Source organism: Nocardioides koreensis (assembly GCF_039531775.1).
GTDB classification, from domain to species: domain Bacteria; phylum Actinomycetota; class Actinomycetes; order Propionibacteriales; family Nocardioidaceae; genus Nocardioides; species Nocardioides koreensis.
In genome coordinates this window covers 87,817-111,215 of sequence record NZ_BAAAQR010000012.1, presented here as the reverse complement: position 1 = coordinate 111,215, position 23,399 = coordinate 87,817, and the positions used below count along the sequence as shown (strand labels likewise).

Annotated in this window: 22 protein-coding genes and 2 tRNA genes; 4 read left to right on the top strand and 20 right to left on the bottom strand. The window is 71.9% G+C overall.

What is annotated here, in order from left to right; genetic code table 11:
• Window positions 1-32 precede the first annotated feature (32 nt).
• Together folC and ABD268_RS17880 are read right to left on the bottom strand one after the other, a co-directional pair.
• Entirely contained in the window at window positions 33-1,409 is a 1,377-nt protein-coding gene (gene folC / locus ABD268_RS17885; protein ID WP_344155421.1) for a bifunctional tetrahydrofolate synthase/dihydrofolate synthase, read from the bottom strand.
• Window positions 1,410-1,431: 22 nt separating this feature from the next.
• Window positions 1,432-2,331, bottom strand: coding sequence for a GNAT family N-acetyltransferase (locus tag ABD268_RS17880; protein WP_344155418.1), 900 nt, complete (start codon window positions 2,329-2,331; stop codon window positions 1,432-1,434).
• A 79-nt stretch (window positions 2,332-2,410) separates the two neighbouring features.
• Between ABD268_RS17880 and valS the strand changes: the two genes are divergently transcribed.
• Window positions 2,411-5,044, top strand: coding sequence for a valine--tRNA ligase (gene valS / locus ABD268_RS17875; RefSeq protein ID WP_344155415.1), 2,634 nt, complete (start codon window positions 2,411-2,413; stop codon window positions 5,042-5,044).
• A gap of 30 nt (window positions 5,045-5,074) precedes the next feature.
• On the opposite strand, the gene ABD268_RS17870 is transcribed toward valS, so the two are convergent.
• From ABD268_RS17870 to ABD268_RS17805, 14 genes are all read right to left on the bottom strand, one after another.
• A complete protein-coding gene (locus ABD268_RS17870) occupies window positions 5,075-5,755 on the bottom strand; it encodes a hypothetical protein (RefSeq protein WP_344155413.1) in 681 nt (226 codons plus the stop codon).
• 145 nt (window positions 5,756-5,900) lie between these two features.
• Window positions 5,901-7,184 (bottom strand): ATP-dependent Clp protease ATP-binding subunit ClpX, encoded by a 1,284-nt coding sequence (gene clpX / locus ABD268_RS17865; protein ID WP_344155411.1) that lies wholly within the window; start codon window positions 7,182-7,184, stop codon window positions 5,901-5,903.
• 159 nt (window positions 7,185-7,343) lie between these two features.
• Window positions 7,344-7,955: an ATP-dependent Clp protease proteolytic subunit gene (locus ABD268_RS17860; protein WP_344155408.1), complete on the bottom strand. Its 612-nt coding sequence runs from the start codon at window positions 7,953-7,955 to the stop codon at window positions 7,344-7,346.
• 3 nt (window positions 7,956-7,958) lie between these two features.
• The gene (locus tag ABD268_RS17855; protein WP_344155611.1) at window positions 7,959-8,564 is read right to left on the bottom strand and encodes an ATP-dependent Clp protease proteolytic subunit; all 606 of its coding nucleotides are present in this window, start codon (window positions 8,562-8,564) and stop codon (window positions 7,959-7,961) included.
• Window positions 8,565-8,738: 174 nt separating this feature from the next.
• The gene (locus ABD268_RS17850) at window positions 8,739-9,215 is read right to left on the bottom strand and encodes an SRPBCC family protein (protein WP_344155405.1); all 477 of its coding nucleotides are present in this window, start codon (window positions 9,213-9,215) and stop codon (window positions 8,739-8,741) included.
• Window positions 9,212-10,396 carry an esterase/lipase family protein gene (locus ABD268_RS17845; RefSeq protein WP_344155402.1) on the bottom strand — a complete coding sequence of 395 codons (1,185 nt, stop codon included), beginning with the start codon at window positions 10,394-10,396 and terminating at the stop codon, window positions 9,212-9,214. The genes ABD268_RS17850 and ABD268_RS17845 overlap by 4 nt, the downstream gene beginning before the upstream one ends.
• A gap of 148 nt (window positions 10,397-10,544) precedes the next feature.
• Window positions 10,545-11,963 carry a trigger factor gene (gene tig / locus ABD268_RS17840; protein ID WP_344155399.1) on the bottom strand — a complete coding sequence of 473 codons (1,419 nt, stop codon included), beginning with the start codon at window positions 11,961-11,963 and terminating at the stop codon, window positions 10,545-10,547.
• A gap of 33 nt (window positions 11,964-11,996) precedes the next feature.
• Window positions 11,997-12,069, bottom strand: a tRNA-Pro gene (locus ABD268_RS17835).
• 23 nt (window positions 12,070-12,092) lie between these two features.
• Window positions 12,093-12,166, bottom strand: a tRNA-Gly gene (locus ABD268_RS17830).
• Window positions 12,167-12,263: 97 nt separating this feature from the next.
• A complete protein-coding gene (locus ABD268_RS17825; RefSeq protein WP_344155396.1) occupies window positions 12,264-13,376 on the bottom strand; it encodes a PP2C family protein-serine/threonine phosphatase in 1,113 nt (370 codons plus the stop codon).
• A 29-nt stretch (window positions 13,377-13,405) separates the two neighbouring features.
• A complete protein-coding gene (locus ABD268_RS17820; protein ID WP_344155393.1) occupies window positions 13,406-14,248 on the bottom strand; it encodes an Fpg/Nei family DNA glycosylase in 843 nt (280 codons plus the stop codon).
• An 8-nt stretch (window positions 14,249-14,256) separates the two neighbouring features.
• Window positions 14,257-14,772, bottom strand: coding sequence for a ribose-5-phosphate isomerase (locus ABD268_RS17815; RefSeq protein WP_344155391.1), 516 nt, complete (start codon window positions 14,770-14,772; stop codon window positions 14,257-14,259).
• Between the two features lie 58 nt (window positions 14,773-14,830).
• A complete protein-coding gene (locus ABD268_RS17810) occupies window positions 14,831-15,712 on the bottom strand; it encodes an alpha/beta hydrolase (RefSeq protein ID WP_344155389.1) in 882 nt (293 codons plus the stop codon).
• 7 nt (window positions 15,713-15,719) lie between these two features.
• The gene (locus tag ABD268_RS17805) at window positions 15,720-16,289 is read right to left on the bottom strand and encodes an LURP-one-related family protein (RefSeq protein ID WP_344155386.1); all 570 of its coding nucleotides are present in this window, start codon (window positions 16,287-16,289) and stop codon (window positions 15,720-15,722) included.
• 34 nt (window positions 16,290-16,323) lie between these two features.
• Between ABD268_RS17805 and ABD268_RS17800 the strand changes: the two genes are divergently transcribed.
• Together ABD268_RS17800 and ABD268_RS17795 are read left to right on the top strand one after the other, a co-directional pair.
• Window positions 16,324-16,668: a DUF2568 domain-containing protein gene (locus ABD268_RS17800; RefSeq protein ID WP_344155383.1), complete on the top strand. Its 345-nt coding sequence runs from the start codon at window positions 16,324-16,326 to the stop codon at window positions 16,666-16,668.
• Complete coding sequence (locus ABD268_RS17795; protein WP_344155380.1) at window positions 16,665-17,504, top strand: hypothetical protein; 840 nt, start codon at window positions 16,665-16,667, stop codon at window positions 17,502-17,504. The genes ABD268_RS17800 and ABD268_RS17795 overlap by 4 nt, the downstream gene beginning before the upstream one ends.
• Before the next feature lie 32 nt (window positions 17,505-17,536).
• Here the strand turns inward: ABD268_RS17795 and ABD268_RS17790 are convergent, their stop codons facing one another.
• Window positions 17,537-18,277, bottom strand: a complete 741-nt coding sequence (locus tag ABD268_RS17790) for a DUF3626 domain-containing protein (protein ID WP_344155377.1) — start codon at window positions 18,275-18,277, stop codon at window positions 17,537-17,539.
• Window positions 18,274-20,100: a methionine--tRNA ligase gene (gene metG, locus ABD268_RS17785; protein ID WP_344155374.1), complete on the bottom strand. Its 1,827-nt coding sequence runs from the start codon at window positions 20,098-20,100 to the stop codon at window positions 18,274-18,276. The genes ABD268_RS17790 and metG overlap by 4 nt, the downstream gene beginning before the upstream one ends.
• Before the next feature lie 73 nt (window positions 20,101-20,173).
• Here metG and ABD268_RS17780 point away from each other — a divergent pair, with 73 nt between their 5' ends.
• Entirely contained in the window at window positions 20,174-20,857 is a 684-nt protein-coding gene (locus ABD268_RS17780) for a GOLPH3/VPS74 family protein (protein ID WP_344155371.1), read from the top strand.
• A gap of 168 nt (window positions 20,858-21,025) precedes the next feature.
• Here the strand turns inward: ABD268_RS17780 and ABD268_RS17775 are convergent, their stop codons facing one another.
• Both ABD268_RS17775 and ABD268_RS17770 read right to left on the bottom strand, forming a co-directional pair.
• Entirely contained in the window at window positions 21,026-22,654 is a 1,629-nt protein-coding gene (locus ABD268_RS17775; RefSeq protein ID WP_344155368.1) for a CHAP domain-containing protein, read from the bottom strand.
• A 129-nt stretch (window positions 22,655-22,783) separates the two neighbouring features.
• Window positions 22,784-23,383: a mycothiol-dependent nitroreductase Rv2466c family protein gene (locus ABD268_RS17770; RefSeq protein WP_344155365.1), complete on the bottom strand. Its 600-nt coding sequence runs from the start codon at window positions 23,381-23,383 to the stop codon at window positions 22,784-22,786.
• Between the last annotated feature and the right edge of the window lie 16 nt (window positions 23,384-23,399).

Here is a 23,399-nt window from a genome sequence, read left to right as displayed (position 1 = left end):
GCGCGAGCGCAGCGAGCGGTGTCGTGGGGTGTTCACCGCGGGCCCCCCTTGCCCCGGGGCACGAGCAGGCTGCGCGCCTCGCCGGCGGTGACCACCGAGCCGGTGACCAGGACCGCGCCGGACCCCAGGGGGTCGCCGAAGGCCTCACCGGCCTCGGCGAGCGCCGCGGCCTGGTCGATGGCGTCGGCCAGCCGGGGCGCGACCGAGACCCGGTCCTCGCCGAAGATCTCGCGGGCCGCGTCGGCCAGCTCACCAGCAGGCAGCGCACGGGCGGTGGAGTTCTGGGAGCAGATCACGTGCGCGAGGTGCGGCTCCAGCGCGACGAGCAGGCCCTCGTGGTCCTTGTCCGCCATCACGCCGAGCACGCCGACCAGCGGCGAGAACGTGAACGAGTCGTCGAGCGCGCTCGCGAGCGCCTCCGCGCCGTGCGGGTTGTGGGCGGCGTCGAGGACCACGGTCGGGCTGCGGCGGACGATCTCCAGGCGACCGGGCGAGGTGACCTCGGCGAAGGCGGCCCGGACGATGTCCTCGTCCAGCGGCTGCTCGCCGGCGAACGCCTCCACCGCCGCCAGCGCCAGCGCGGCGTTCTGCGCCTGGTGGGCGCCGTAGAGCGGCAGGAACACCTCGTCGTACCTCGCCCGCAGGCCCTGGAGCGAGACGACCTGCCCGCCCACGGCCGGCACCCGCGAGACGACGCCGAGCTCCATGCCCTCCCGGGCGACGGTCGCACCGACCTCGGCGGCTCGCCTCACCAGGAGCTCGGCGACCTCGGGCACCTGCTGGGCCAGCACGGCGATCGAGCCGGGCTTGATGATCCCGGCCTTCTCCTCGGCGATCGCCACCGGGGAGTCCCCGAGGTACTGCGCGTGGTCGACCGCGATCGGCAGCACCACGGCCACGTCGGCGTCGGCGACGTTCGTCGCGTCCCAAGAGCCGCCCATGCCGACCTCGACCACGGCCACGTCGACGGGCGCGTCGGCGAACGCGGCGTACGCCATGCCGACGACGGTCTCGAAGAACGACAGCGGGTGGTCCTGGTCCTCGTCGACGAGGTGGGTGTACGGCGCGACGTCGTTGAACGCGCGCACGAACTCCTCGTCGGTCAGCGGCTCCCCGTCGATCGAGATCCGCTCGTTCATCCGCTCCACGTGGGGGCTGGTGAACCGACCGGTCCGCAGCTCCAGCGCGCGCAGCAGGGTGTCGATCATCCGCGACGTGGAGGTCTTGCCGTTGGTGCCGGTGAGGTGGATCAGGCGGTACGACGACTGCGGGTCGCCGAGCAGCTCGGTGAAGGCCTGGATCCGGTCCAGGGAGGGCTCGAGGCGGGTCTCCGGCCAGCGGGACAGGAGGGCGTCCTCGACCTCCTCGAAGGTCTCGGCGAGCCGGGGGGCGGCGGGGGTCTCACTCATTTCCCACCAGTCTAGGGACGGGTCAGCCGACCACGAAGTTCGCCATGTCCACCACGGGCCGGTAGCCCAGGGCCTGGTAGATCCGGTTGGAGGTGGGGTTGGCCTGGTCGGTGAAGAGGCAGACCCGGGCGCCCTCGTCGAGGAGCCTGCGGGACACCGCGGCCACGGCGGCGCTCGCATAGCCGCGGCCCCGCTGCTCCTTGGGCGTGTAGACCGGCCCGACCCGGACCACGCCGAAGCTCGGCGGGTTGAAGCCGGTCAGGTGCACCGGCGCCCCCGCCACCTCCCACAGCCACACCCGCCCGGCGTCGATCCGCTCGACCATGTCGTCGCGGGTGAAGTACTCCTCGTGCCCTTCACCCTCCGTCCGACCGGCCTGCTCGGCGGCGTCCGCGGCGAACGCCTGGAACCAGGCCAGGCACACGTCGGTGTCGTCGGCGGTCGCCTGACGCAGCCGGCCGTCCACCGGTGCCGGCTCCACCAGCTCGCCGAGCTCGAAGAGGCGGGTGTGCTCCCACACCGAGGCGGCCACGCCCTGGAGCCGGGCGGCCTCGTCGGCCACGACCCGGGTCGCGGGCAGCGCCCCGTTGGCGCCGCCGACCAGCTCCCCGCGCGCGTGCAGCGCGCGGGCCAGGGCCACGGCTGCCTCGTCGGCCATCGGCAGCACGAACAGCGGGTACGGCGCGAACGGCGCGGTCCGCATGGCGACGCCGGCCACCTTCCCGGACCCGTCGCGGACCACGGCCCACCAGCGCGGGTGCGCGGGAGCCGGCAGCCCGCGCTCGACCTGGGTGAGCGCCCGGTGGGTCACCGTCGACACCACGGTGGTGAGCACCGGGTCGGCCGCGAGGTGCTCGTCGGCGAGGGCGAGGAAGCGGGCGGGATCCTCGGTGATGACGACCTCGTGGGGCTCGTGGGACATGGGCGGAGGGTACGGTCCGCGGCGTGCCGGGCCGCAACCGGTTTCCGGGGGTGAGCCCTCTCACCCTAGGATTTCGTCCATGACCGAGACCCAGCCCCAGGCCCCGACCACGACGAGCACCGACCAGCGTGCCGTCGTCGTACCGGAGAAGCCTGCGCTCGAGGGGCTCGAGGCCACCTGGAGCACGCGGTGGAGGGACGACGACACCTACGCCTTCGACCGCACCCAGCCGCGCGAGAACGTCTACTCGATCGACACTCCCCCGCCGACCGTCAGCGGCAGCCTGCACGTGGGGCACGTCTTCTCCTACACGCACCCCGACCTGATCGCGCGCTACCAGCGGATGCGCGGCAAGGCCGTCTTCTACCCGATGGGCTGGGACGACAACGGCCTGCCGACCGAGCGCCGGGTGCAGAACTACTTCGGTGTCCGCTGCGACCCGAGCCTGCCCTACGACAAGGACTTCACCCCGCCGGACCTGAGCACATTGAAGGGCAGCGACGCCAAGAAGCAGGTCCCGATCAGCCGGCCGAACTTCATCGAGCTGTGCGAGCAGCTGGTCGAGCAGGACGAGGAGGTCTTCGAGCAGCTCTGGCGCACCCTGGGCCTGTCGGTCGACTGGAAGCAGCACTACACGACCATCGGCCCGAAGTCGCAGACGGTCAGCCAGCGTGCGTTCCTGCGCAACTTCGCCCGTGGCGAGGCCTACCTGCAGGAGGCGCCGACGCTCTGGGACGTCACCTTCCAGACCGCCGTGGCCCAGGCCGAGCTCGAGGCCCGGGAGTACGCCGGCGCCTACCACCGGGTCTCCTTCCACAAGCCTGACGGCAGCCCGGTCCACATCGAGACCACCCGCCCCGAGCTCATCCCGAGCGTGGTCGCGCTGATCGCGCACCCCGACGACGAGCGCTACCAGCCGCTCTTCGGCACGACGGTCACCTCGCCGGTCTTCGGCGTGGAGATCCCGGTGCTCGCCCACCACGCCGCGGAGATGGACAAGGGCGCCGGCATCGCCATGTGCTGCACCTTCGGTGACCTCACCGACGTGACCTGGTGGCGCGAGCTGGACCTGCCGGTCCGCACGCTCATCGGCCGCGACGGCCGGATGTCCCGCGAGACGCCCGAGTGGCTCTCGGGCGAGCGGGCGGCCGCGGCGTACGAGGACCTCAAGGGCAAGACCGCGTTCTCCGCTCGCGAGGCGGTCGTGGCCAAGCTCCGGGAGAGCGGCGACCTGGAGGGCGAGCCGACGCCGACGCAGCGGATGACGAACTTCTACGAGAAGGGCGACAAGCCGCTGGAGATCGTCGCCACCCGGCAGTGGTACATCCACAACGGCGGTCGCAACGCCGCGCTGCGGGACGAGATGCTCGAGCGCGGCGCCGAGGTCAGCTGGATCCCCGCGCACATGAAGCACCGCTACGACAACTGGGTCGGCGGCCTCAACGGCGACTGGCTGATCTCGCGGCAGCGGTTCTTCGGGATCCCCTTCCCGGTCTGGTACCCGCTCGACGCCGAGGGTGAGCCCGACTACGAGCACCCGCTGCTCCCCCGCGAGGAGGAGCTCCCGATCGACCCGTCCACGCAGGCGCCGCAGGGCTACACCGAGGACCAGCGCGGCAAGCCGGGCGGCTTCATCGGCGACCCGGACGTGATGGACACCTGGGCCACCTCCTCGCTCACGCCGCAGATCGCCGGTGGCTGGGAGAGCGACGACGACCTGTGGCAGCGGGTCTTCCCGATGGACCTGTGCACCCAGGCACACGACATCATCCGGACCTGGCTGTTCTCCCGGGTCGTCCGTGCGCACTTCGAGAACCACGCCGCACCGTGGTCGCACGCCATGGTCTCGGGCTTCATCCTCGACCCCGACCGCAAGAAGATGTCGAAGTCCAAGGGCAACGTCGTCGTCCCGACCGACGTCCTCGAGAAGTACGGCGCCGACGCGGTTCGCTGGCGCGCGGCCATGGCCCGCCCCGGCCTGGACTCGCCGTTCGACGAGAGCCAGATGAAGGTCGGCCGCCGGCTGGCCATGAAGGTGCTCAACGCCTCGAAGTTCGTGCTCGGCGGCGTCGGCGCGTACTCCCTGGACCACTTCGCGGTCAGCGACCCCGTCGACTGCGCCCTGCTGGCCCGGCTCGAGGTCGTGGTGGGCCGGGCCACCGACGCGTTCGAGGCCTACGACTACACCACCGCCCTGGAAGTGACCGAGAAGTTCTTCTGGGAGTTCTGCGACGACTACCTCGAGCTGGTCAAGGAGCGCGCCTACGCCGAGGACGGCGGTGACGCCACCGACTCGGCGCGCGCCACCCTCGCGATCGCGCTGCAGGTCCAGCTGCGGCTGCTGGCGCCGTTCCTGCCCTACGTCACCGAAGAGGTGTGGTCGTGGTGGCAGGAGGGCTCGGTGCACCGCGCCCCCTGGCCGGTGAGCAGCGACCTCGGTGCGGCGGCAGCCGCGGACCCCTCGCTCATGGACGCCGTCGCGGCGGCGCTGGCCGGCATCCGTGGCGCCAAGTCCACGGCGAAGGTCTCCATGCGGGCCGAGCTGTCCCGCGTCGAGATCTCGGGACCCGCGGAGCAGGTCGAGGCGACGAGGTCGGCGGCCGAGGACCTGCGCAAGGCCGGCAAGATCACCGGCGAGCTGGTCTTCACCGTCGACGAGGGCGCCGACACGATCCGCGTGGACGCCCAGCTGGCGGAGGCCCCGCCGGCCTGAGCCTGGCGTGCCGCTGAGCCCGGCCGGGGCTCAGCGGTTCCGCGTCCACCCGTGGTGGTGGCCCCAGGCGTGCCCGCGGCCGTGCTCGTGCCCGTGCCCGCGGCCGCGGTCCTCGTGGCTGCGCTGTCCGTGGCCCCGTCCCCGGTCCGACCCGGACTCCGGGCCGCGACCGGGCCCACGGCCCTCGTGCAGGTCCAGGAGCTGCCCCAGCTGGTCGGACAGGTGCAGCACCGCGTGCTGCCCCGGCGAGAGGGCGCCGGGACCCCGGTCCCCGTGCTCCTGCGACTGCTGGGCGTGCCCCGGGTGGCCGGGATGCCGGACCACCGTCGAGGCATGCGCGTGCGGGCCGCCCGGCCCGTGCGGCTGCTTGCCGGGGGACGCCGGTGCGGACGCCGGAGTCGAGACCGGCTGCGTGGGCTCCTCGGGCTGTGCGACCGGCTGTCCGAGCCGCTGGGGGGCCGGCTGGCCGGCCGGCGACGCGACGTGGGACGCCCGCGCGGCGTCCAGCACCGGCGGCTCCATCAGCCGGCGCGACGTCGGCTCGTGCGCCTTGATCGCCACGAGCTGGACCCCCTCGACGACCCGGCCGGCTCCGGAGCGCAGCGCGGTCACGACCGCCGCCTGTCCCCGCAGTCCGTCGACCACGATGAGGACGCACACGACCAGCACCATGGCGAAGGCGAGCAGCGGTCGCTTGTGGTTGGCGCTCATGCAGGGGGGTCCTCGAGGGTGGATGGCGACAGGCAGTTGCCTACGTCAAGGAAAACGAACAAGGACCCGAGCGCGACATGGCCCGTTCGGACCCAATCGGACTAGTCCGATCTGACTAGTCCGATTCGGGCACGAGGCCCGGGGGTCAGGCGGACTTCTTCTTCTTCGCCTCGGACTCGCGCGGGATGAGGGTCGGGGCGACGTCGTCCAGGACGACCTCGCCGGTGACGACGACCTTGCCGACGTCGCCTCGCGAGGGCACGTCGTACATCACGTGGAGGAGGACCTCCTCGATGATGGCGCGGAGCCCGCGGGCGCCCGTCCCCCGCTCCAGCGCCTTGTCCGCGATCGCCGCGACGGCGTCGGGGGTGAACTCCAGCTCGACCCCGTCGAGCTCGAAGAGCTTCTGGTACTGCTTGACCAGCGCGTTGCGCGGCTCGGTGAGGATCTGGACCAGGGCCTCCTGGTCCAGCTTGGAGACCGAGGCGATCAGCGGCAGGCGGCCGATGAACTCGGGGATCAGGCCGAACTTCGTGAGGTCCTCCGGCCGGACCTGCGCGAGCAGGTCGTCGGCCTCACGCTCGGCGGCGCCGCGCACCTCGGCGGTGAAGCCCAGCGTCTTCTTGCCGACCCGCTGCTCGACGATGTGCTCGAGCCCGGCGAAGGCACCGCCGACCACGAACAGGATGTTCGTGGTGTCGATCTGGATGAACTCCTGGTGCGGGTGCTTGCGGCCGCCCTGCGGCGGCACCGAGGCGGTGGTGCCCTCGATGATCTTCAGAAGGGCCTGCTGGACGCCCTCGCCGGAGACGTCACGGGTGATCGACGGGTTCTCCGCCTTGCGGGCGACCTTGTCGATCTCGTCGATGTAGATGATGCCGGTCTCGGCCTTCTTGACGTCGTAGTCAGCGGCCTGGATCAGCTTGAGGAGGATGTTCTCGACGTCCTCGCCGACGTAGCCGGCCTCGGTCAGCGCGGTGGCGTCCGCGATCGCGAACGGCACGTTCAGCATCCGGGCCAGGGTCTGGGCGAGGTAGGTCTTGCCGCACCCGGTCGGGCCGATCACGAGGATGTTGGACTTGGCGACCTCGACCGCCTCCTCCTTGCTGTGCTTGCCCGCCACGGGCTGGAGGCCGGCCTGGACCCGCTTGTAGTGGTTGTAGACCGCGACCGCGAGGGACTTCTTGGCCTGCTCCTGGCCGATCACGTAGGAGTTCAGGAACTCGAAGATCTCCTTGGGCTTGGGCAGCTCGTCGAGGCTGACCTCGGCGCCCTCGCTGAGCTCCTCCTCGATGATCTCGTTGCAGAGGTCGATGCACTCGTCACAGATGTAGACGCCCGGCCCGGCGATCAGCTTCTTGACCTGCTTCTGGCTCTTCCCGCAGAAGGAACACTTCAGCAGGTCCCCTCCGTCACCGATACGTGCCACGGGCGGTCATCCTCCGGTTCGGCCGGCGGCAGGTCCCGTCGGCAGTCCTACGTCGAAAAGCGGTCGATCTCTTGGTGGTGCAAACCCTTTGACGGTACCCCGTGCTGCCCCCGGACGGGGGCGGGACACGAGGAACGCGTCGCGGGCAGTCCGGCTGGGTCAGCCCGTCGTGGCGGGCGTCCCCTTGAGGGACTCGAGCACGGCGTCGATCAGGCCGTACTCGACCGCACCCTCGGCGGTCAGGATCTTGTCACGCTCGATGTCGTGGCTGACCTGCTCGATGCTGCGGCCGCTGTGGTCGCTGATCATCTTCTCGAGCAGCTCGCGCATCCGCAGGATCTCGTTGGCCTGGATCTCGATGTCCGAGGTCTGGCCGAACGTGCCCTCGGTGTAGGGCTGGTGGATGAGGATCCGGCTGTTCGGCAGCGCCAGCCGCTTGCCGGGGGTGCCGGCCGCGAGCAGGATCGCGGCGGCCGAGGCCGCCTGGCCGATGCACACGGTCTGCACGTCGGGCTTGATGAACTTCATCGTGTCGTAGATCGCCGTCAGCGCCGTGAACGAGCCCCCGGGGCTGTTGATGTAGATGCTGATGTCCTGGTCGGGGTTCATCGACTGCAGGCACAGCAGCTGGGCGATCACGGCGTTCGCCACGTCGTCGGAGATCGGCGTGCCGAGGTAGATGATCCGGTCCTCGAACAGCTTGGCGTAGGGGTCGATCCGGCGGAAGCCGTACGACGTGCGCTCTTCCCACTGCGGGATGTAGTAGTTCATGCGTCAGTCCTTCTCGTGGGCGGGACGGCCCTGGTCGGCGGCCTCGCGGGCGCTCTTGATGACCTGGTCGACCAGGCCGTACTCGAGGGCCTGGTCGGCGGTGAACCAGCGGTCCCGGTCGGCGTCGGCGATGACCTGCTCGAGCGGCTGGCCGGTGTGGTCGGAGATGAGCTGCAGCAGCACCTGCTTGATGTGCAGCGACTGCTGGGCCTGGATCTTGATGTCCGAGGCCGAGCCGCCCATGCCCGAGGAGGGCTGGTGCATCATGATCCGCGCGTGCGGCAGCGCGTAGCGCTTGCCCTTGGTGCCCGCGCAGAGCAGGAACTGGCCCATCGAGGCGGCCAGGCCCATGCCGACCGTGGCGACGTCGTTGGGGATGTAGTTCATGGTGTCGTAGATCGCCATGCCCGCGTCCACCGAGCCACCGGGGCTGTTGATGTGGAGGAAGATGTCGGCCTCGGGGTCCTCGGCCGAGAGCAGCAGCAGCTGGGCACAGATCGCGTTGGCGTTCTGGTCGCGGACCTCGGAGCCGAGGAAGATGATCCGCTCACGCAGCAGGCGCTGGTAGATGTGGTCGTCGAGAACGTTGAAGCCCGCCGCCCCGTTCATCTGGGGCGCGAGACTGGGGCTGGGATTCTGGGTCACGAGAGCGACCCTAGCCGCAAGCACCGACAGTTCCACGGCTTGACCGCCCCTGTTCGCCGACAGCGGATTTCGGTGGTCGCGCGTGCGGTGCAGGCGGCGTCCGGCGGCGACGTACGCCGCGTCGACGGCGGGCGGTCCTCAGCCCTCCGCCGCGGCCTTGAGCCGGGCGACCGTCTGCCGCATGCCGGCCTCGAGCTCGTCGGCATGGCTCTCGCTGCCGCCGAGGGCCAGGGGGGCGACGACCCGGCTCAGCAGCGTCAGCCGCCGCGGCACCGGGCGGCGGTGGACGACGCGGGTCCCGCCGGAACCGTCCGGCTCGATCTCCCAGACCCAGCGGGCCCCGCTGGACCTGGTGTCCCAGGCGACCGCCCGGCCGTCCTCGAGGACCGCGACCACGCTGCGGGTCGGCCAGACGACGGCCTTGCGGCGGTTGAGGCCGAGGTACCACTGCCCGACACGGAGCCCGCCGGGCTTCAGCGGCACCATCGCCAGCAGCTCCGGGCTCCACGCCGGCATCCGCGAGAGGTCGGTCAGCAGCTGCCAGACCCGCGAGGGTGGCGCGGCCACCCGGGCCTCGGCGCGGAGCTCCCGGGCGGCCGGCGAGGAGGTCGTCATGCCAGCCAGTCTCGCAGGGCCCGGTGGACCTCCGGGTGGTTCAGCAGCCCGAAGTGGTCGGTGCCGCCGACGTGGAGCACGTCGGCGCCCGGGAACAGCTCGCCGCCCCAGCGGTCCCGGCCGTACGCCGAGGGCACCCGCACCAGCAGGTCGCCCACCACGTGGCCCACCGGGTGCCTCGGTGAGCCGGTCAGGGTGGCGGCGACCAGCCGGTAGCGGGCGTGCGGGAGTGGCGGCACGTCCTCGGCCAGCCCGGCGACGAGGTCGTGGACGCCGACCGAGCGCCAGTCGAGGATCCGGCCGAAGGCGGAGGTCTCGGGCAGCCGGGCCAGGCCCCGGCTGCCGTGCCCGATCCCCCGCGCGACGGGTGCGCCCAGGTGCGGGGTACCGAGCGTGACCACGTCGCTGACCGGGGCCGTCCAGGGCCGCTCCGACGCTGCGGCCACTGCGCCGGCGGCGCGCATCACCAGGCCGCCCATCGAGTGCCCGACGAGCGCGATCCGGCGGATCTCCACCGGCCACTCCTCGACGAGGTGCTGCATCAGCGCGGAGAGGGCTGCGCCGTTCTCCCGCAGGCCCAGGCCGGTGTTGGCCCGCAGGAACACCGGGGTCCAGCCCTCGGCCGCGAGCGCCTCGCCGTACGTCGTGCCGTGCTGCTCGCGGCCCCGGTTCCAGGAGGACTCGTTCTCGCACAGGCCGTGCAGGAAGACCACCACCCTGTCCGTGGCGTCGGGGAACGCCTCGGCCAGGTCCTCGGCGGCCGGGGGGACGTCGCGCCCCCGGGAGCGCACCGCCATCGGGATCGCCAGGTGCGGCCGCTGGCGCACCAGCCGGTCGCCGATCAGGCCGTTGACCGCCGCGCTCAGGAAGCGCCCCTGCGGCTGCTCCTCGAGCCGGGGCCCGACCCCGGTCGCGGCGACCCGGTCGAGGCCGCGGGACGCGGCCCGGAGGCCGACCGAGAGCCCGCCGTACACCGCGGAGGCGATCCCGCGGTGCACCACCTGCGGCACCGTGGAGGCACCCCGCGTGGGCCCTCTCGTGACCCCGTGGACCCGGTCGGCCCAGGCGAGGTGCGTGTCGCGGACAGTCCGCACGACGAGCTCGTCGGCGACCTCCGAGAGGAGTGAGAGGGCGTCGAGCACGCCGGGCCCCGAGGTCGTACGACGGCGAGAGTCGCTCATCCCCCGGATCCTACGCTTCAGTGCACAGTCGTGCACCCAACGCGCGGGCGCCGCCCTCCCGGATTCCACGTCGTGCCCGCACGGACATCGGCACGGAAATGCACGTCGACCCGCCCGGCAGTGCCGGACGGGTCGACGAGAGGGTCGCTCAGGCGTCCTCGGACTTCTCCTCGGCCTCGGCCTCGACCGGGGCCTCCGCCTCCGCCTCGACTTCGGCCTCGGTCTCGGGCTCCGGCTCACCGATGGTGCCGTCGGGGCGGAGGTTCTTCAGCTCCACCGTGTTCCCCGAGGCGTCCTTGACGACCGCGGACTCCACGATCGTGGCCAGCGCCTTGCCGCGCAGGATCTCCTGCACGAGGTCGGGGATGTGGTTGTGCTCGAACATGTGGTTCGCGAACTCCTGCGGGTCCTGGCCGGACTGCTGGGCCCTGCGGACCAGGTGCTGGGAGAGCTCGTTCTGGTCGACGCCGAGCTCCTCCTTCTTCGCGATCTCGTCGAGGATGAACTGCGCGGCGACGGCGTCGCGGACGCGGCGGTCGAGCTCGGCCTCGAACTCCTCGACGGTCTGGCCCTCGTCCTCGAGGTACTTCTCCATCGTGATGCCGGCGTAGGCGAGCTGCTGCTCGATGTTCTCGCGGCGCGCGTTGAGCTCGTCGGTGACCATGGTCTCCGGCAGCGGCACCTCGACCTTGTCGAGAAGGGCCTCCAGGACCGCGTCCCGGGCGGCGGCAGCCTGCTCGAGGCGCTTGCCACGACCGAGGCGCTCACGCACGTCGGCGGTGAGCTCCTCGGCGGTGTCGAACTCGGAGGCGAGCTGGGCGAACTCGTCGTCCACCTCCGGCAGCTCCTGCTCCTGGACCTGGGTCACGGTGACCGAGACCTCGACGTCCTCGCCGACCAGGTCGCCGCCGACGAGCTGGGAGGAGAAGGTCTTGTCGTCGCCGGCGCTCATGCCCGCGAGGGCCTCGTCGAGCCCGTCGAGCATGCCGCCACGGCCGACCTGGTAGGACATGCCGGCGACCTCGGCGCCCTCGAGCACCTCGCCGTCCTTGGTGGCCTTGAGGTCGAGGACCACGAAGTCGCCGTCGGCGGCCGGGCGCTCGACGTCGCTGAGGGTGCCGAAGCGCTCACGCAGCGCCTGGACCTGCTCCTCGACGTCGGCGTCGGTGATCTCGATGTCATCGACCTGCGCCTCGAGGCCGTCGTAGTCCGGAACGGTGATCTCGGGACGGATGTCGACCTCGGCGGTGAACTCCAGCGCCTCGTTGTCCTCGAACTTCGTCACCTCGATCTCCGGCTGCGCGAGCGGCTGGAGCGAGTTCTCCTGCAGCGCCTCGACGTACTTCTTGGGCAGCACGTCGTTGATCGCCTCGTCGAGCACCGCACCGCGCCCGACCTGACGGTCGATGACCATCGGGGGCACCTTGCCGCGACGGAAGCCGGGGATGTTGATCTGCTGGGCAATCTTCTTGTACGCCGCGTCGAGGCTCGGCTTGAGCTCCTCGAAGGGCACCTCGACGGTCAGCTTGGCCCTGGTCGGGCTCAAGGTCTCGACGGCGCTCTTCACAGGTTGTCTCCTCATCTGGGTTCCGGTAGTGCGTCGGGGCGACAGGACTCGAACCTGCGATCTCCTGCTCCCAAAGCAGGCGCGCTAGCCACTACGCTACGCCCCGCCAAGTTGCCCCGAGAGGCTCCTTGGAGCGGATGACGGGAATCGAACCCGCGTAGCCAGTTTGGAAGACTGGGGCTCTACCATTGAGCTACATCCGCGCGCGCGACACCACCCGTCTGTCGAGGGGTGGGAGCCGCGGGTGTCATCGTGCCACAAGGCGGCCCGAGCTCCCCAACCGAGGTTGGCGGTGGTGGCTCAGCGCCGGTGCACCAGCAGCAGGGCCCGGTCGTCGTTCTGCGACCCCAGGGAGTCGACCAGCCGCGCCGCTCCCCCGTCGAAGCTCCCGCGCAGCAGGCGCTCCGACTGCCCCAGCAGCCGGTCGATGCCGAGCCCGATGTCGCGCCGCGGGGTCTCGACCATGCCGTCGGTGTAGAGCAGCAACGCGTCGCCGGGCCGCAGCACGCCCGTCACCGCGGGGAACTGCGCGTCCTCGACGAGGCCGAGCACCGGTCCCTCGGTCTCCAGGACCGACCAGCGTCCCGAACCGGCGACGAGCTGGACGCCGGGCGGGTGGCCCGCCGACCGCAGCTCGTAGCTCCCGGTCACCAGGTCGAGGGAGAGGTGGATCGCGGTGGCGAAGCCCTCCTCCCACTCCTGGCGCAGCAGGTACTCGTTGGAGGCCTTGAGAAAGTCGGCAGGCGGCAGCGCCGTCAGCAGGCCACCGCACGCGCCGGAGAGCAGCAGGGCGCGGGTGCCCGCCTGCTCGCCCTTGCCGGACACGTCGACGACCACCACCTCGAGACGCTCGGCGGTGCGGGGCCGGGCCGCGACCACGAAGTCGCCGGCGAACGGCGTGCCGCCCGCCGACCGCAGCGCGGACTCGGCGTACCACCCCGGCGGCAGGTCGGGGATGCCGCCCTGGCCGAGGATGCGGTCACGCAGGTCGACGAGCATCGACTCACCGAGCGCGCCGGCCACGCCGAGCCGGGAGCGTCGGAAGCTGGTCAGCAGGATGATGAAGCTGAGCAGGAACAAGATGGCGACCGCGACGACCGTGCGGACCTCGAGGACCGGCTCGGCCGCCAGCGCCACCATCAGGGCAACCAGCACGAACACCACGAACCACGGGAGCTCCCGCGGGCCGAGCAGCAGGCTGCCGACCAGCATCGGCACGACCAGCGAGTTGAGCGGGACGTACTCGGGCCAGGCGACGATGAGGGCGGTGATGGCGACGGTGAGGATCGCCAGCGCGACGATCTGGCGGTCCTGCCGGGCGGCGCTGCGGCGCAGCACCGTGCCCCAGGCCCGGCGGGCCCCGGTACGCCGGGCCGGCTGGTACGCCGAGGCCGGCTCACGCACAGCGGTCATCGTTGCTCGGACCTCGCTCTCTGGACGACTCACTGTACGGCGCGCGAACGGAACCGGGGCTGACAACGGGGACACCAGAAGAGGTTTCTCCCGAGCAGGACCTCGGTGCGGACGCCGGCACCGCACACGTGGCACGGTTGTCCGGTTCGACGGTAGACGTAGACCTCGCCTCCGTGGTCGTCGACGCGCGGCGGACGACCCATCGCTTCCGGGGTGTGCTCGGGCCGGACGGTGTCGATCCGGCCGGTCCGCACCCCCTCGGCCATCAGCACGACGAGGTCCTCCCACATCTCGCGGAACCGGCCGACCCGCAGCGTGTTGCCGGGGCGCAGCGGGTGCATCCGGTGCCGGAACAGGAGCTCGGCGCGGTAGACGTTGCCGACCCCGGCGATCACGGACTGGTCCATCAGCAGGCCGCCGATCGGCGCCCGGCTGCGTCGGACCCGTTCCCAGGCGGGCTCCCAGCTCGAGTCCGGCCGGATCGGGTCCGGACCCGAGCGCTCCACCACGGTGTCGCGCTGCTCCCGGGTGACCAGCTCGCAGGTCGTGGCGCCGCGGAGATCGGCGTACGCGTCCGCGGCCACGGTGACCAGCCGGAGCCGGACCTGCCCGACCGGGTCCGGCACGTCCTCGACCCCGGCGTGGACGTCGAAGTGGCCGTAGAGGCCGAGGTGGACGTGCACGAAACGGTCGGCGGGGAACGCGACGAACAGGTGCTTGCCCCACGCCTCGGCCCGCTCGACCTCGCCGCCGTCGAGCAGCGCGGCCGAGTCCGCGAAGCGGCCCTGCGGGCTGCCGACCCGGACCTGACGGCCCCCGAAGGCAGCCGTCAGCTCTCCGGCGAGGCGGTGGAGGGTGTGTCCCTCAGGCACTGCGGCGCTCAGGCACCGGCCGAGCCGGGGCCGCCGAGGGCGGACTCCGGCAGCGCGGGCAGCTCCCGCGTGGTCTCGTACGACGCGAGCTGGCCGATCCGGCGCACGTGCCGCTCCTCGCCCGTGAACGGGGTGGTGAGGAAGACCTCCACGAACCGGGTCATCTCGTCCAGGGAGTGCAGCCGCCCGCCGACCGAGACCACGTTGGCGTCGTTGTGCTCGCGCGCCAGGACCGCGGTCTCCTCCGACCACACGAGGGCGGAGCGGATCCCGATCACCTTGTTGGCGGCCATCTGCTCGCCGTTGCCGGACCCGCCGATCACCACGCCGAGGCTGTCGAGGCCCTCGGCCCGCTCGGCGGCGACGCTCTCGGCGGCCCGCAGGCAGAACACCGGGTAGTCGTCCACGGCGTCGTAGACGAACGGACCGTGGTCGACGGCCTCGTAGCCGTGGTCGGCCAGCCAGTTGAGGAGGTGGTCCTTGAGGTCGAGGCCGGCATGGTCGGAGCCGAGGTGCACGCGCATGGCGCACATCTTCCCGCATGGGTCCCGGGCGCCCGGCGCCCGCCCCGACGGTCGGAGCTCAGGCCCCGGCACGCAGGAAGCCGGCCACCTGCCGCGTGAGCGGCTCGGCCTGCGGGAAGACCTGGAAGTGCCGCCAGAAGCCGTGGACCTGGCCGAGGTAGCGGGTGCCGACCACGTCGACGCCGAGCTCGGCGAGCTCGGCCACCAGCCGCTCCCCCTCGTCGCGCAGCGGGTCGTGCTCCGCCGTGACGACCAGGGTGGGCGGTAGCGTGTGGAGCCGGTCCGAGCGCAGCGGCGCCAGGTCGGGGTCACGGAGGTCGGCCTCGGTTGCGGCGTACTGCTCCCAGTACCAGCGGGCCTGGGCCGGGTCGAAGCCGTGCGCCTCGGTGCGGTAGGACTCGGAGCCGCCCTCGGGGTCGAGGAACGGGTAGATCAGCACCACCGCCGCGAACAGCCCGGGGTGGCGCAGCGCAGCCACGAGGGCCAGGTTGGCGCCGGCGCTGTCGCCGTGGACGAACAGCGGCCCGGTGAGGCCGTGCCGGGCCGCGTGGGCGCCGAGCCAGGCGAGCGCGGTATCGACGTCGTCGGGCGCCGCCGGGAAGCGGTGCTCGGGGGGACGCCGGTAGTCGACGCTGAGGACGGCGCGTCCGGAGCGGTTCGCCAGCCGGCGCACCGCGGCGTCGTGCACCTCGACGTCGTTGAGGACGAAGCCGCCACCGTGCAGGTGCACCACCACCCCGTCCGCACCGTCGGGCACGTAGAGCCGGCACGGCACCCCGTCCGCGTCGACGTCGCGGACGACGGCGACCGGCTCCTTCGGCTGCGCGGCCGCGAGCGCGCGTGAGCGCTCGCGCTCGGCGGCGATGTCGAAGTCCGGGTGGTGGACCGGCGTCTCGGCCGCGGCCGCCTGCACCGAGGCCCGGGACTGGGGTGTCAGCATCGTGGCCTCACCGCGACATCAGCGCGTCCATGGCCACCGCCACGGCGGCCGCCACCCGGAAGTCGACGCGGGGGTCGGGGACGTGGACGGTGTAGCTGTCGCGCAGCGTGGCCCGGCGCTCCACGCCCAGCAGCGGCCGGCCCTCGGGGTCGACGTAGTCGAAGTGGATCGGCAGGAAGTCGAAGTCCGAGAAGCGTCGCAGCAGCGCGACCCACTGGTTGCGCTCCTGCCCGGTGCCGGCGTAGCCCGGCCCCTCGACGTGGAAGGTGCTGCGCAGGAGGCTGGCTCCGAAGTCCTTGCGGAAGAAGCCGATCTGGCGTCCGCCCTCGTCGGTGATGTCGTAGCCGGAGTTGAGGTCCATCACCTTGCGCGCCTTGAAGGCGAAGACCGGCCGGGTCTTCGACTCGTCGGAGAAGAAGGTGACCTGCTCCTTGAGCGCCATCTTCTTCTGCTCCGCGAGACCCATCAGCCGGCCGTTGCTGCCGTCGGGGTTCGCGGCGACGATCTCGTAGCGGTTCGTCATCATCGCGAACTTCTGCCGGACGAAGAACGTGGGCAGGTACATGGCGGCGGTCATGACCCGGAACCCTACTGACCGCCATCATGGGTGCGTGGTGGTCCTCGGATGGTCCGTGCTCGCGCTCGTCTTCCTCGACGAGCTGCTCGCGATGGCGGCGTTCGGCGTGTGGGGGTGGCAGGCGTCGCCGCGCTGGCTGCTGGTGTGGCTGCTGCCCCTCCTGGCGATGGCGGCGTGGTTCTTCTTCGCCTCACCCAAGGCGGCGTACGGCGGCCCGGTGGTCCGGCCGGTCGTGAAGGTCCTGGTCTTCGGGCTCGCCTCGGCCGCGTTGTGGGCCGCGGGTCGTCCCGGCTGGGCGGTGGGGCTGCTCATCTTCTCCGTCGTGGTCAACGGGCTCGCCCTCCTGCCCGGCGTCCGCGCGCTGACGGCGGAGTCGTGAGCCGACGAGCGGTCGAGGTCCTCGAGGCGTTCACCGCCTCGAAGAGCGACGCGCGACCCAACGAGGACGCCTACGTCATCGGCGAGCGTCACGTCGCCGTGCTCGACGGCGTGACCGACAAGTCGGGGTTCACCTACGAGCACGGGGGCACGACGGAGACCTCCGGACGTTTCGCCGCGCTCGTCGTGTCGGAGGCGCTCGCCCGGCTCGACGCCACCGGCGAGGCACCCGACGCCGCGGCCGCCGTCTCCTTCATCGGCGGGCGTCTCGATGACGCGGTCCGGGAGCAGCGCCCGTCGCTGGCCCGGGAGCAGCGACCGGCGTGCGCGCTGGTCGTCTACTCCGCACCCCGGCACGAGGTGTGGCGCGTGGGCGACTGCTCCTGGCTCTTCGACGGCGTGGCGCACTCCGGCCACCTGGCCTTCGACGACCTGACCGCCGGGCTGCGCCGCACCGTGACCCAGGTGCACCTGGAGGACGGCTGGGCGGTCGAGCACCTGGCCGCCCGCGACCCCGGTCGTACGGCGATCCAGGGGCTGCTGGAAATGCAGGGCATGTTCGCGAACCGCGACCACGAGCTGGGCTACGGAGCGATCACCGGCACCCCGGTCCCGGACCGTTTCCTCGAGGTCGACGCGCTCGACGGATCCGGCGTGCTCGTGCTCACCTCGGACGGCTACCCGGAGATCGTCGGCGACCGCGAGGCCAGCGACCGTCGGCTGACCGAGCTGCTGGGCAGCGACCCGCTCTGCATCGGCGCGCTGCTGGGGACGAAGGCTCCCGCACCCGGCGCGGCGTCGTACGACGACCGGACGTGGGTCAGCCTGCGCGTGTGACGGGGGCGTAGCCTGAATCCACGCTCAGCCCCCTACTGTCGCCCGAAGCGCGCGAGCAGGTGCCAGACCCGCTTGAGCGCCTGCGGGTCGTGCTCGCCGGTGCGGGCGGCGGCGCCGACGAGGTCGGGCCTCAGCATCTCCCCCAGCGTCCGGGCGAGGGCGGCGACCTCGGGGCCGCGGTAGGACTCGTCCAGCCCGGCGGTCGCCAGCTCGAAGCCGGGGTGCCACTCCACCGGGCACCCGAGGTCGCGCGCGGCGGCCTCCACGGGACCGTCCCGGAAGCAGGGATCCAGGACGACGGCCTCCACGTCCCGGTCGAGCCGCACGCCGCCGTGCACGTGCGCCTCGACGTAGTCGTCGAGCTCGTCGTGGTCCGCGGCGTCGGCGAGGGCCACCAGCTCGGCCAGCCCGTCCGGACCGGCGACGGCCTCCGGCTCGAAGACCGAGTCGGGGAAGCAGAACGTCGAGCGCGCGGTCACCTCCGGTCGCAGCCGCAGGTACGCCGAGCCGAAGCGGATCGCGCCACCGTGCGGCCGCGACCGGTGGTCGAGCGCACCGTAGACGGGACGCTCGGCGGCCGGGCGGTCGTCGTACCGTCCCTCGAACAGGCGGCTCTCCCACCGCCAGCGGTCGCCGCCGGCACGGGCGGTGAGCCCGCCGTTGGACGTGCCGGTCTCGAACTGGGAGCGGTACACCCCGTCGCGGGCCAGCGCCTCGATGACCAGCCCACCCGCGAACGGCCAGTCGGGGTGGAGCTGGAGCGTGATCCTCACGCGCCGGCGAGGCGGGCCCGCTCCTCCTCGACGACCGACGGGTCCAGCTTGGTGAAGATCGGGGACGGCTTGGCCACCGGCGTCCCGACGACCACGGGGCGTCGCTCCCACGTCGGGGTGTCGGTGTACTCGCCGGTGATGATCGGGTAGACGCCCAGCCCGGCGCCGTCCTCGGGGTCGAGGTCCTCGACGTGCTCGATCCGCGGCATCGGCATGAACTCGCCCTTGCCGCCGTAGGCCGCCCACACCTTGTTCGAGGAGTGCGGCAGGAACGGCGCCAGCAGCGTGTTGCAGTCGAGCACGCACTGCGCGGCGACGTGCAGCACGGTGCCCAGGCGCTCGCGCTGGTCCGGCTCCTTCATCTTGTAGGGCTCGGTGACGGTGAGGTACTTGTTCACCTCGCCGACGACCCGCATCGCCTCGGCGATCGCGGCCCGCTGGCGGTGGCGGCCGATGAGGTCCCCGACGCTCCCGAAGCCGGACGCCACCGTGTCGAGCACGGTCCGGTCCACCGGCTCCAGCGTGCCGGCGGGCGGGACCTCACCGAAGTTCTTGGCGATCATCGTCGCGGTCCGGTTGACCAGGTTGCCCCAGCCCGCGACCAGCTCGGAGTTGGTGCGCTGCACGAACTCGGCCCAGGTGAAGTCGGAGTCCGACGTCTCGGGGCCAGCGGCACAGATGAAGTAGCGCAGGGCGTCCGGCTGGTAGCGGGCCAGCATGTCACCCACCAGGATCACGTGGCCGCGGCTGGTCGAGAACTGCTTGCTCTCCATGGTCATGAACTCGCTCGACACCACCTCGGTGGGGAGCTCGAGCAGGCCGTACTTCCCGGGCGCGCCGCCCCGCTCGCCCTTCCCGTTGTACGCCAGCAGCTCGGCGGGCCAGATCTGGCTGTGGAAGGTGATGTTGTCCTTGCCCATGAAGTAGTAGGACAGCGCCTCCTCCCCTCCCTCTGGTGCAGCGTTCCACCAGTCGCGCCAGCGGTCGGGCTCGCCCAGCCGGCGCGCCCACTCGATCGACGCCGACAGGTAGCCGATCACGGCGTCGAACCACACGTAGAGCCGCTTGGTCGGCTGCTCGCGCCAGCCCTCGAGCGGGATCGGGATGCCCCAGTCGATGTCGCGGGTCATCGCCCGCTCGCGGATGTCCTCGAGGATGTTCTTGGAGAACTTGATGACGTTCGGGCGCCAGGTGCCGCTCGCCTCGCGGCCGTCCAGCCACTCCCCCAGCGCGTTGGCCAGGGCGGGCAGGTCGAGGAAGAAGTGCTGGGTCTCGACGAAGTCCGGGACCTCGCCGTTGATCTTCGAGCGCGGGTTCTTCAGGTCGGTCGGGTCGAGCTGGTTGCCGCAGTTGTCGCACTGGTCCCCGCGCGCCTCGGCGTACCCGCAGATCGGGCAGGTGCCCTCGATGTAGCGGTCCGGCAGCGTGCGCCCGGTCGACGGGCTGATCGCGGCCAGGGTCGTCTTCTCGACCATGTACCCGTTGCGGTGCACGGTCTCGAACATCTCCTGCACCACCCGGTAGTGGTTGCCGGTGGTGGTGCGGGTGAACAGGTCGTAGGACAGCCCGAGGTCGACGAGGTCCTGGACGATCACCGCGTTGTTCTTGTCGGCCAGGTCGCGGGCGGTGACGCCCTCCTTGTCGGCGGCGACCAGGATCGGCGTGCCGTGCTCGTCGGTGCCGGACACCATGAGCACGTCGTGCCCGGCCATCCTCATGTACCGACTGAACACGTCGGAGGGCACACCGAAACCGGCCACGTGGCCGATGTGGCGCGGGCCGTTTGCGTACGGCCAGGCGACGGCGGACAGGACTCTGCTCATGGGCGAATCCTAGGTTCCCGCGACCCCGGGGCACGAACGGGCGGGTCGGCACGGATCGGGCTACCGTCGGGACATGGGGATGCTGGTGGCCGAGGACCTGTTGTTGCTGCTGCTGGACGACGAGTCGGGCGCGGTCTCCGGCACGTCGTACGCCGACACGGCCCTGGGTGGCGCGCTGCTCACCGACCTCGCCCTGACCGGCGCGGTCTCCGTGCCGGAGAAGACCAGCGTCTGGCGCAGCGCCAAGGTGCGGGCCGTGCCCGGCGTCGTCCCCGAGGACCCGGTGCTGCGCGAGGCCCTCGCGACCGTGGCCGCCAAGGAGCGCAACGCCCAGGACCTCGTGGGACGGCTCGGCAAGGGCGCCGGGGGACGCCTCGCCCAGCGCCTCGTCGAGCGCGGCATCCTGGCGCGCCGCGACCGGCGGCTCCTCGGCCTCTTCCCGACCAAGCGCTGGCCGATGGTCGACGCCGGCCACGAGCAGGACGTACGCCGTGCGCTGCGGGCCGCGCTCGTCGAGGGCGCCGAGCCCGACGCGCACACCGGCGCGCTGGTCGCGCTGCTCTCGGCCGTCGGCCGGGCCCACAAGGTCGTCGAGCACGAGGGCCTCGCCTCTCGCGAGGTCCGCCGGCGGGCCAAGGAGATCGCCGAGGGGGCGTGGGCGGCCACGGCGGTTCGCGACGCCATCCGGGCCGCCACCGCGGCCACGACGGCCGCGGTCACCGCGGGCGCGGCGACGGCCGCCGGCTCCGGCAGCTGACCCAGGCTCAGCCTGGATCCACCGCTGGCCGCCGTCGCGAGCGTCACCAGACGGGTGCGCTGGCAAGACGCCGGGGCGAAGGCAGACTGGACGTTTTTCGAGCCTCGGCAACGCAGCCAGCGTGCCCGGATGGTGGCGCGCAGCAGGCGGAGAGCGGTGGACCCAGGCTCAGCGTGCCCGGGGGATCTCCACCGTGCTGCGGACGGACCCCGCGTCCACCAGGCCCCAGCCGAGGAAGCGGACCACCACCGGCTTGGTGCCGCGGTGCAGGCCACGGACCGTGACGCTGCGGACACCGTCGCGCACCCGGACACTCACCGTCTGCGAGCCGACCCGCACGGTGATCGGACCCTTCACCGCCGCGACGCCGGGCGCGGTGATCGTGAGCGTGACCCGCGCCCGCTCCCGCTTGCCGACGGCGGAGACCTGCAGCTCCGGGACCGTGTGGACCGGCGTGGTCGGGTCGGTGGTCTGCGACGCCGGCTTGTAGCCCTGCCTGCTGAGGTTCGCGAGCACGGAGAGGTGGGCACCCACGTCGCCCTCGCCGGGCACGTACTCCGACCCGGTGGCCCCGGGGATCTCGACGCCGTCACGCAGCCAGGTGTAGGTGACCCGCGCGTCGGCGGGCTCGAAGGTGCCGGGCACGACCTCGAGCGGCTGGCCGATCCGCGGCTCCCCGCTGAGCGTGAACGGCGCGGTCAGCTGCACCTCGCCGCCGAGGACGGACTCGGTCGGCGCCGTGGTCGCCGTCGTCGGCTCGTAGCCCTTGCGGGTCACCGAGACCGTCGCGCTGACGACGGTGCCGGCCTGGTCCGGGCCGAGCTCGAGCGACCAGCCGGTCGCACCGGGGATCGGCTTGCCGTCGGACTGCCACTGGACCGTCTTCGACGTCGACCCCGGGTCGTAGGAGCCCCTGCTGGCGGTGAGCACCTTGCCGACGAGGGGCTCACCGGTCACCACCGGCTCCGCGACCGTCGTGATCACGCCCGGCGCGACGCCGTCGGTCGCAGTGGAGGCCGCGGTGGCGGCGGCGTACCCGGTCGCGCTCGCCGTCACGCGCACCGACAGCTGCTGCCCCACCCGGCCGGGGCCGACGACCAGGGTGGCCAGGGTCGCGTCCTTGATCGCCACGCCGTCCGCGAACCACTGGTAGGCGTACGAACCCGACGCGGAGGACCACACGCCGGTCGTCGCGGTCAGGGTCTGGCCGACCTGGGGGGTGCCGAGGACGGCGGGGGCCTGCTTGTTGCGCAGCGCCACGTCCCGGAAGTGGATGAAGCCGCTGGGCCACCCGCCTCCGGACCTGGTCACCCGGTGCCAGTGGAAGTCGCCGCCCCAGTTGTCGTCGGAGATCAGGATCTCGTCGGCGGAGATGACCCGCTCGACGTAGGCCACGTGACCCGCGCTCCCGGAGACGCCGCGGATGTTCTGGGTCCACCAGGCCACCGCGCCCACCTTCGGGGTGCCGTCGGTGATGCCGCTCATCGCCCGGCCCCAGTTCTCCGCATTGCCGCTGCCGGACCAGGGCCGGGAGCTGGGCATCCCGGCCTTGACCATGCGGTAGGCCGCGTAGTTGGTGCAGTTGTGGCCGGAGTACATCAGCCAGTACATCCGGCCGGACGCGTTCTTGTAGCCCGCGTTGGGGTACCCGGCATTGCGGCAGGAGTCGTACCCCGTGCACAGCGAGACGTAGTCGGCGTGGGCCGGCGCTGCGGGCAGGGCGAGCGGGGTCAGCAGCAGCGCGAGCGCCGCCCCGAGCAGCCGGGCCCGGCGAGAGATTCCCCGATCGATGAGCACGGGGGGACGCTAGGGCCTCCCGTCAAGCGACACGCCGGGGCGAAATGATCTTTACCCAACTGTTACCAAAGGGGCGTGTGGGGCAGGAGACGACTCACGAGGCGTCTCCTGCCCACCGTAGGCCACCGCTCAGCTGAAGTCGAGGGGTGCGTTCCTGGTGCGCTTGAGCTCGAAGAAGTACGGGTAGCGGGCCAGCGCGACCGCCCCGTCCCAGATCTCGCCGGCCTGCTCGCCGCGCGGGATCGAGGTCATCACCGGGCCGAAGAAGGCGGTGCCGTCCACCGCGATCGTCGGCGTGCCGACCTCCTCACCCACCTGGTCCATGCCGAGGTGGTGGGACTTCTTGATGTCCTCGTCGTACGACGGGTCGTCCATCGCGTCGACGAGGCTCGCCGGCAGACCCGCCTCGGCCACGGCGGCGGCGACCAGCTCGCGGGACTGCTCCTGCCCCTCGTCGTGCAGGCGGGTGCCGAGGGCGGTGTAGAGCGGCAGCAGCGCGTCCTTGCCGTGCTTCTGCTCGGCGGCCATGCAGACCCGGACCGGGCCCCACGCGTCCGCGAGCATGTCGCGGTACTCCTGCGGGATGTCCTTGTCCTGGTTGAGGTAGGCGAGGCTCATGATGTGCCAGGTGACGTTGATGTCGCGCACCTTCTCCACCTCGAGGATCCAGCGTGAGGTGATCCAGGCGAACGGGCAGCGGGGGTCGAACCAGAATTCGGCGTCGGTCATGTGAGGCACAACGCCG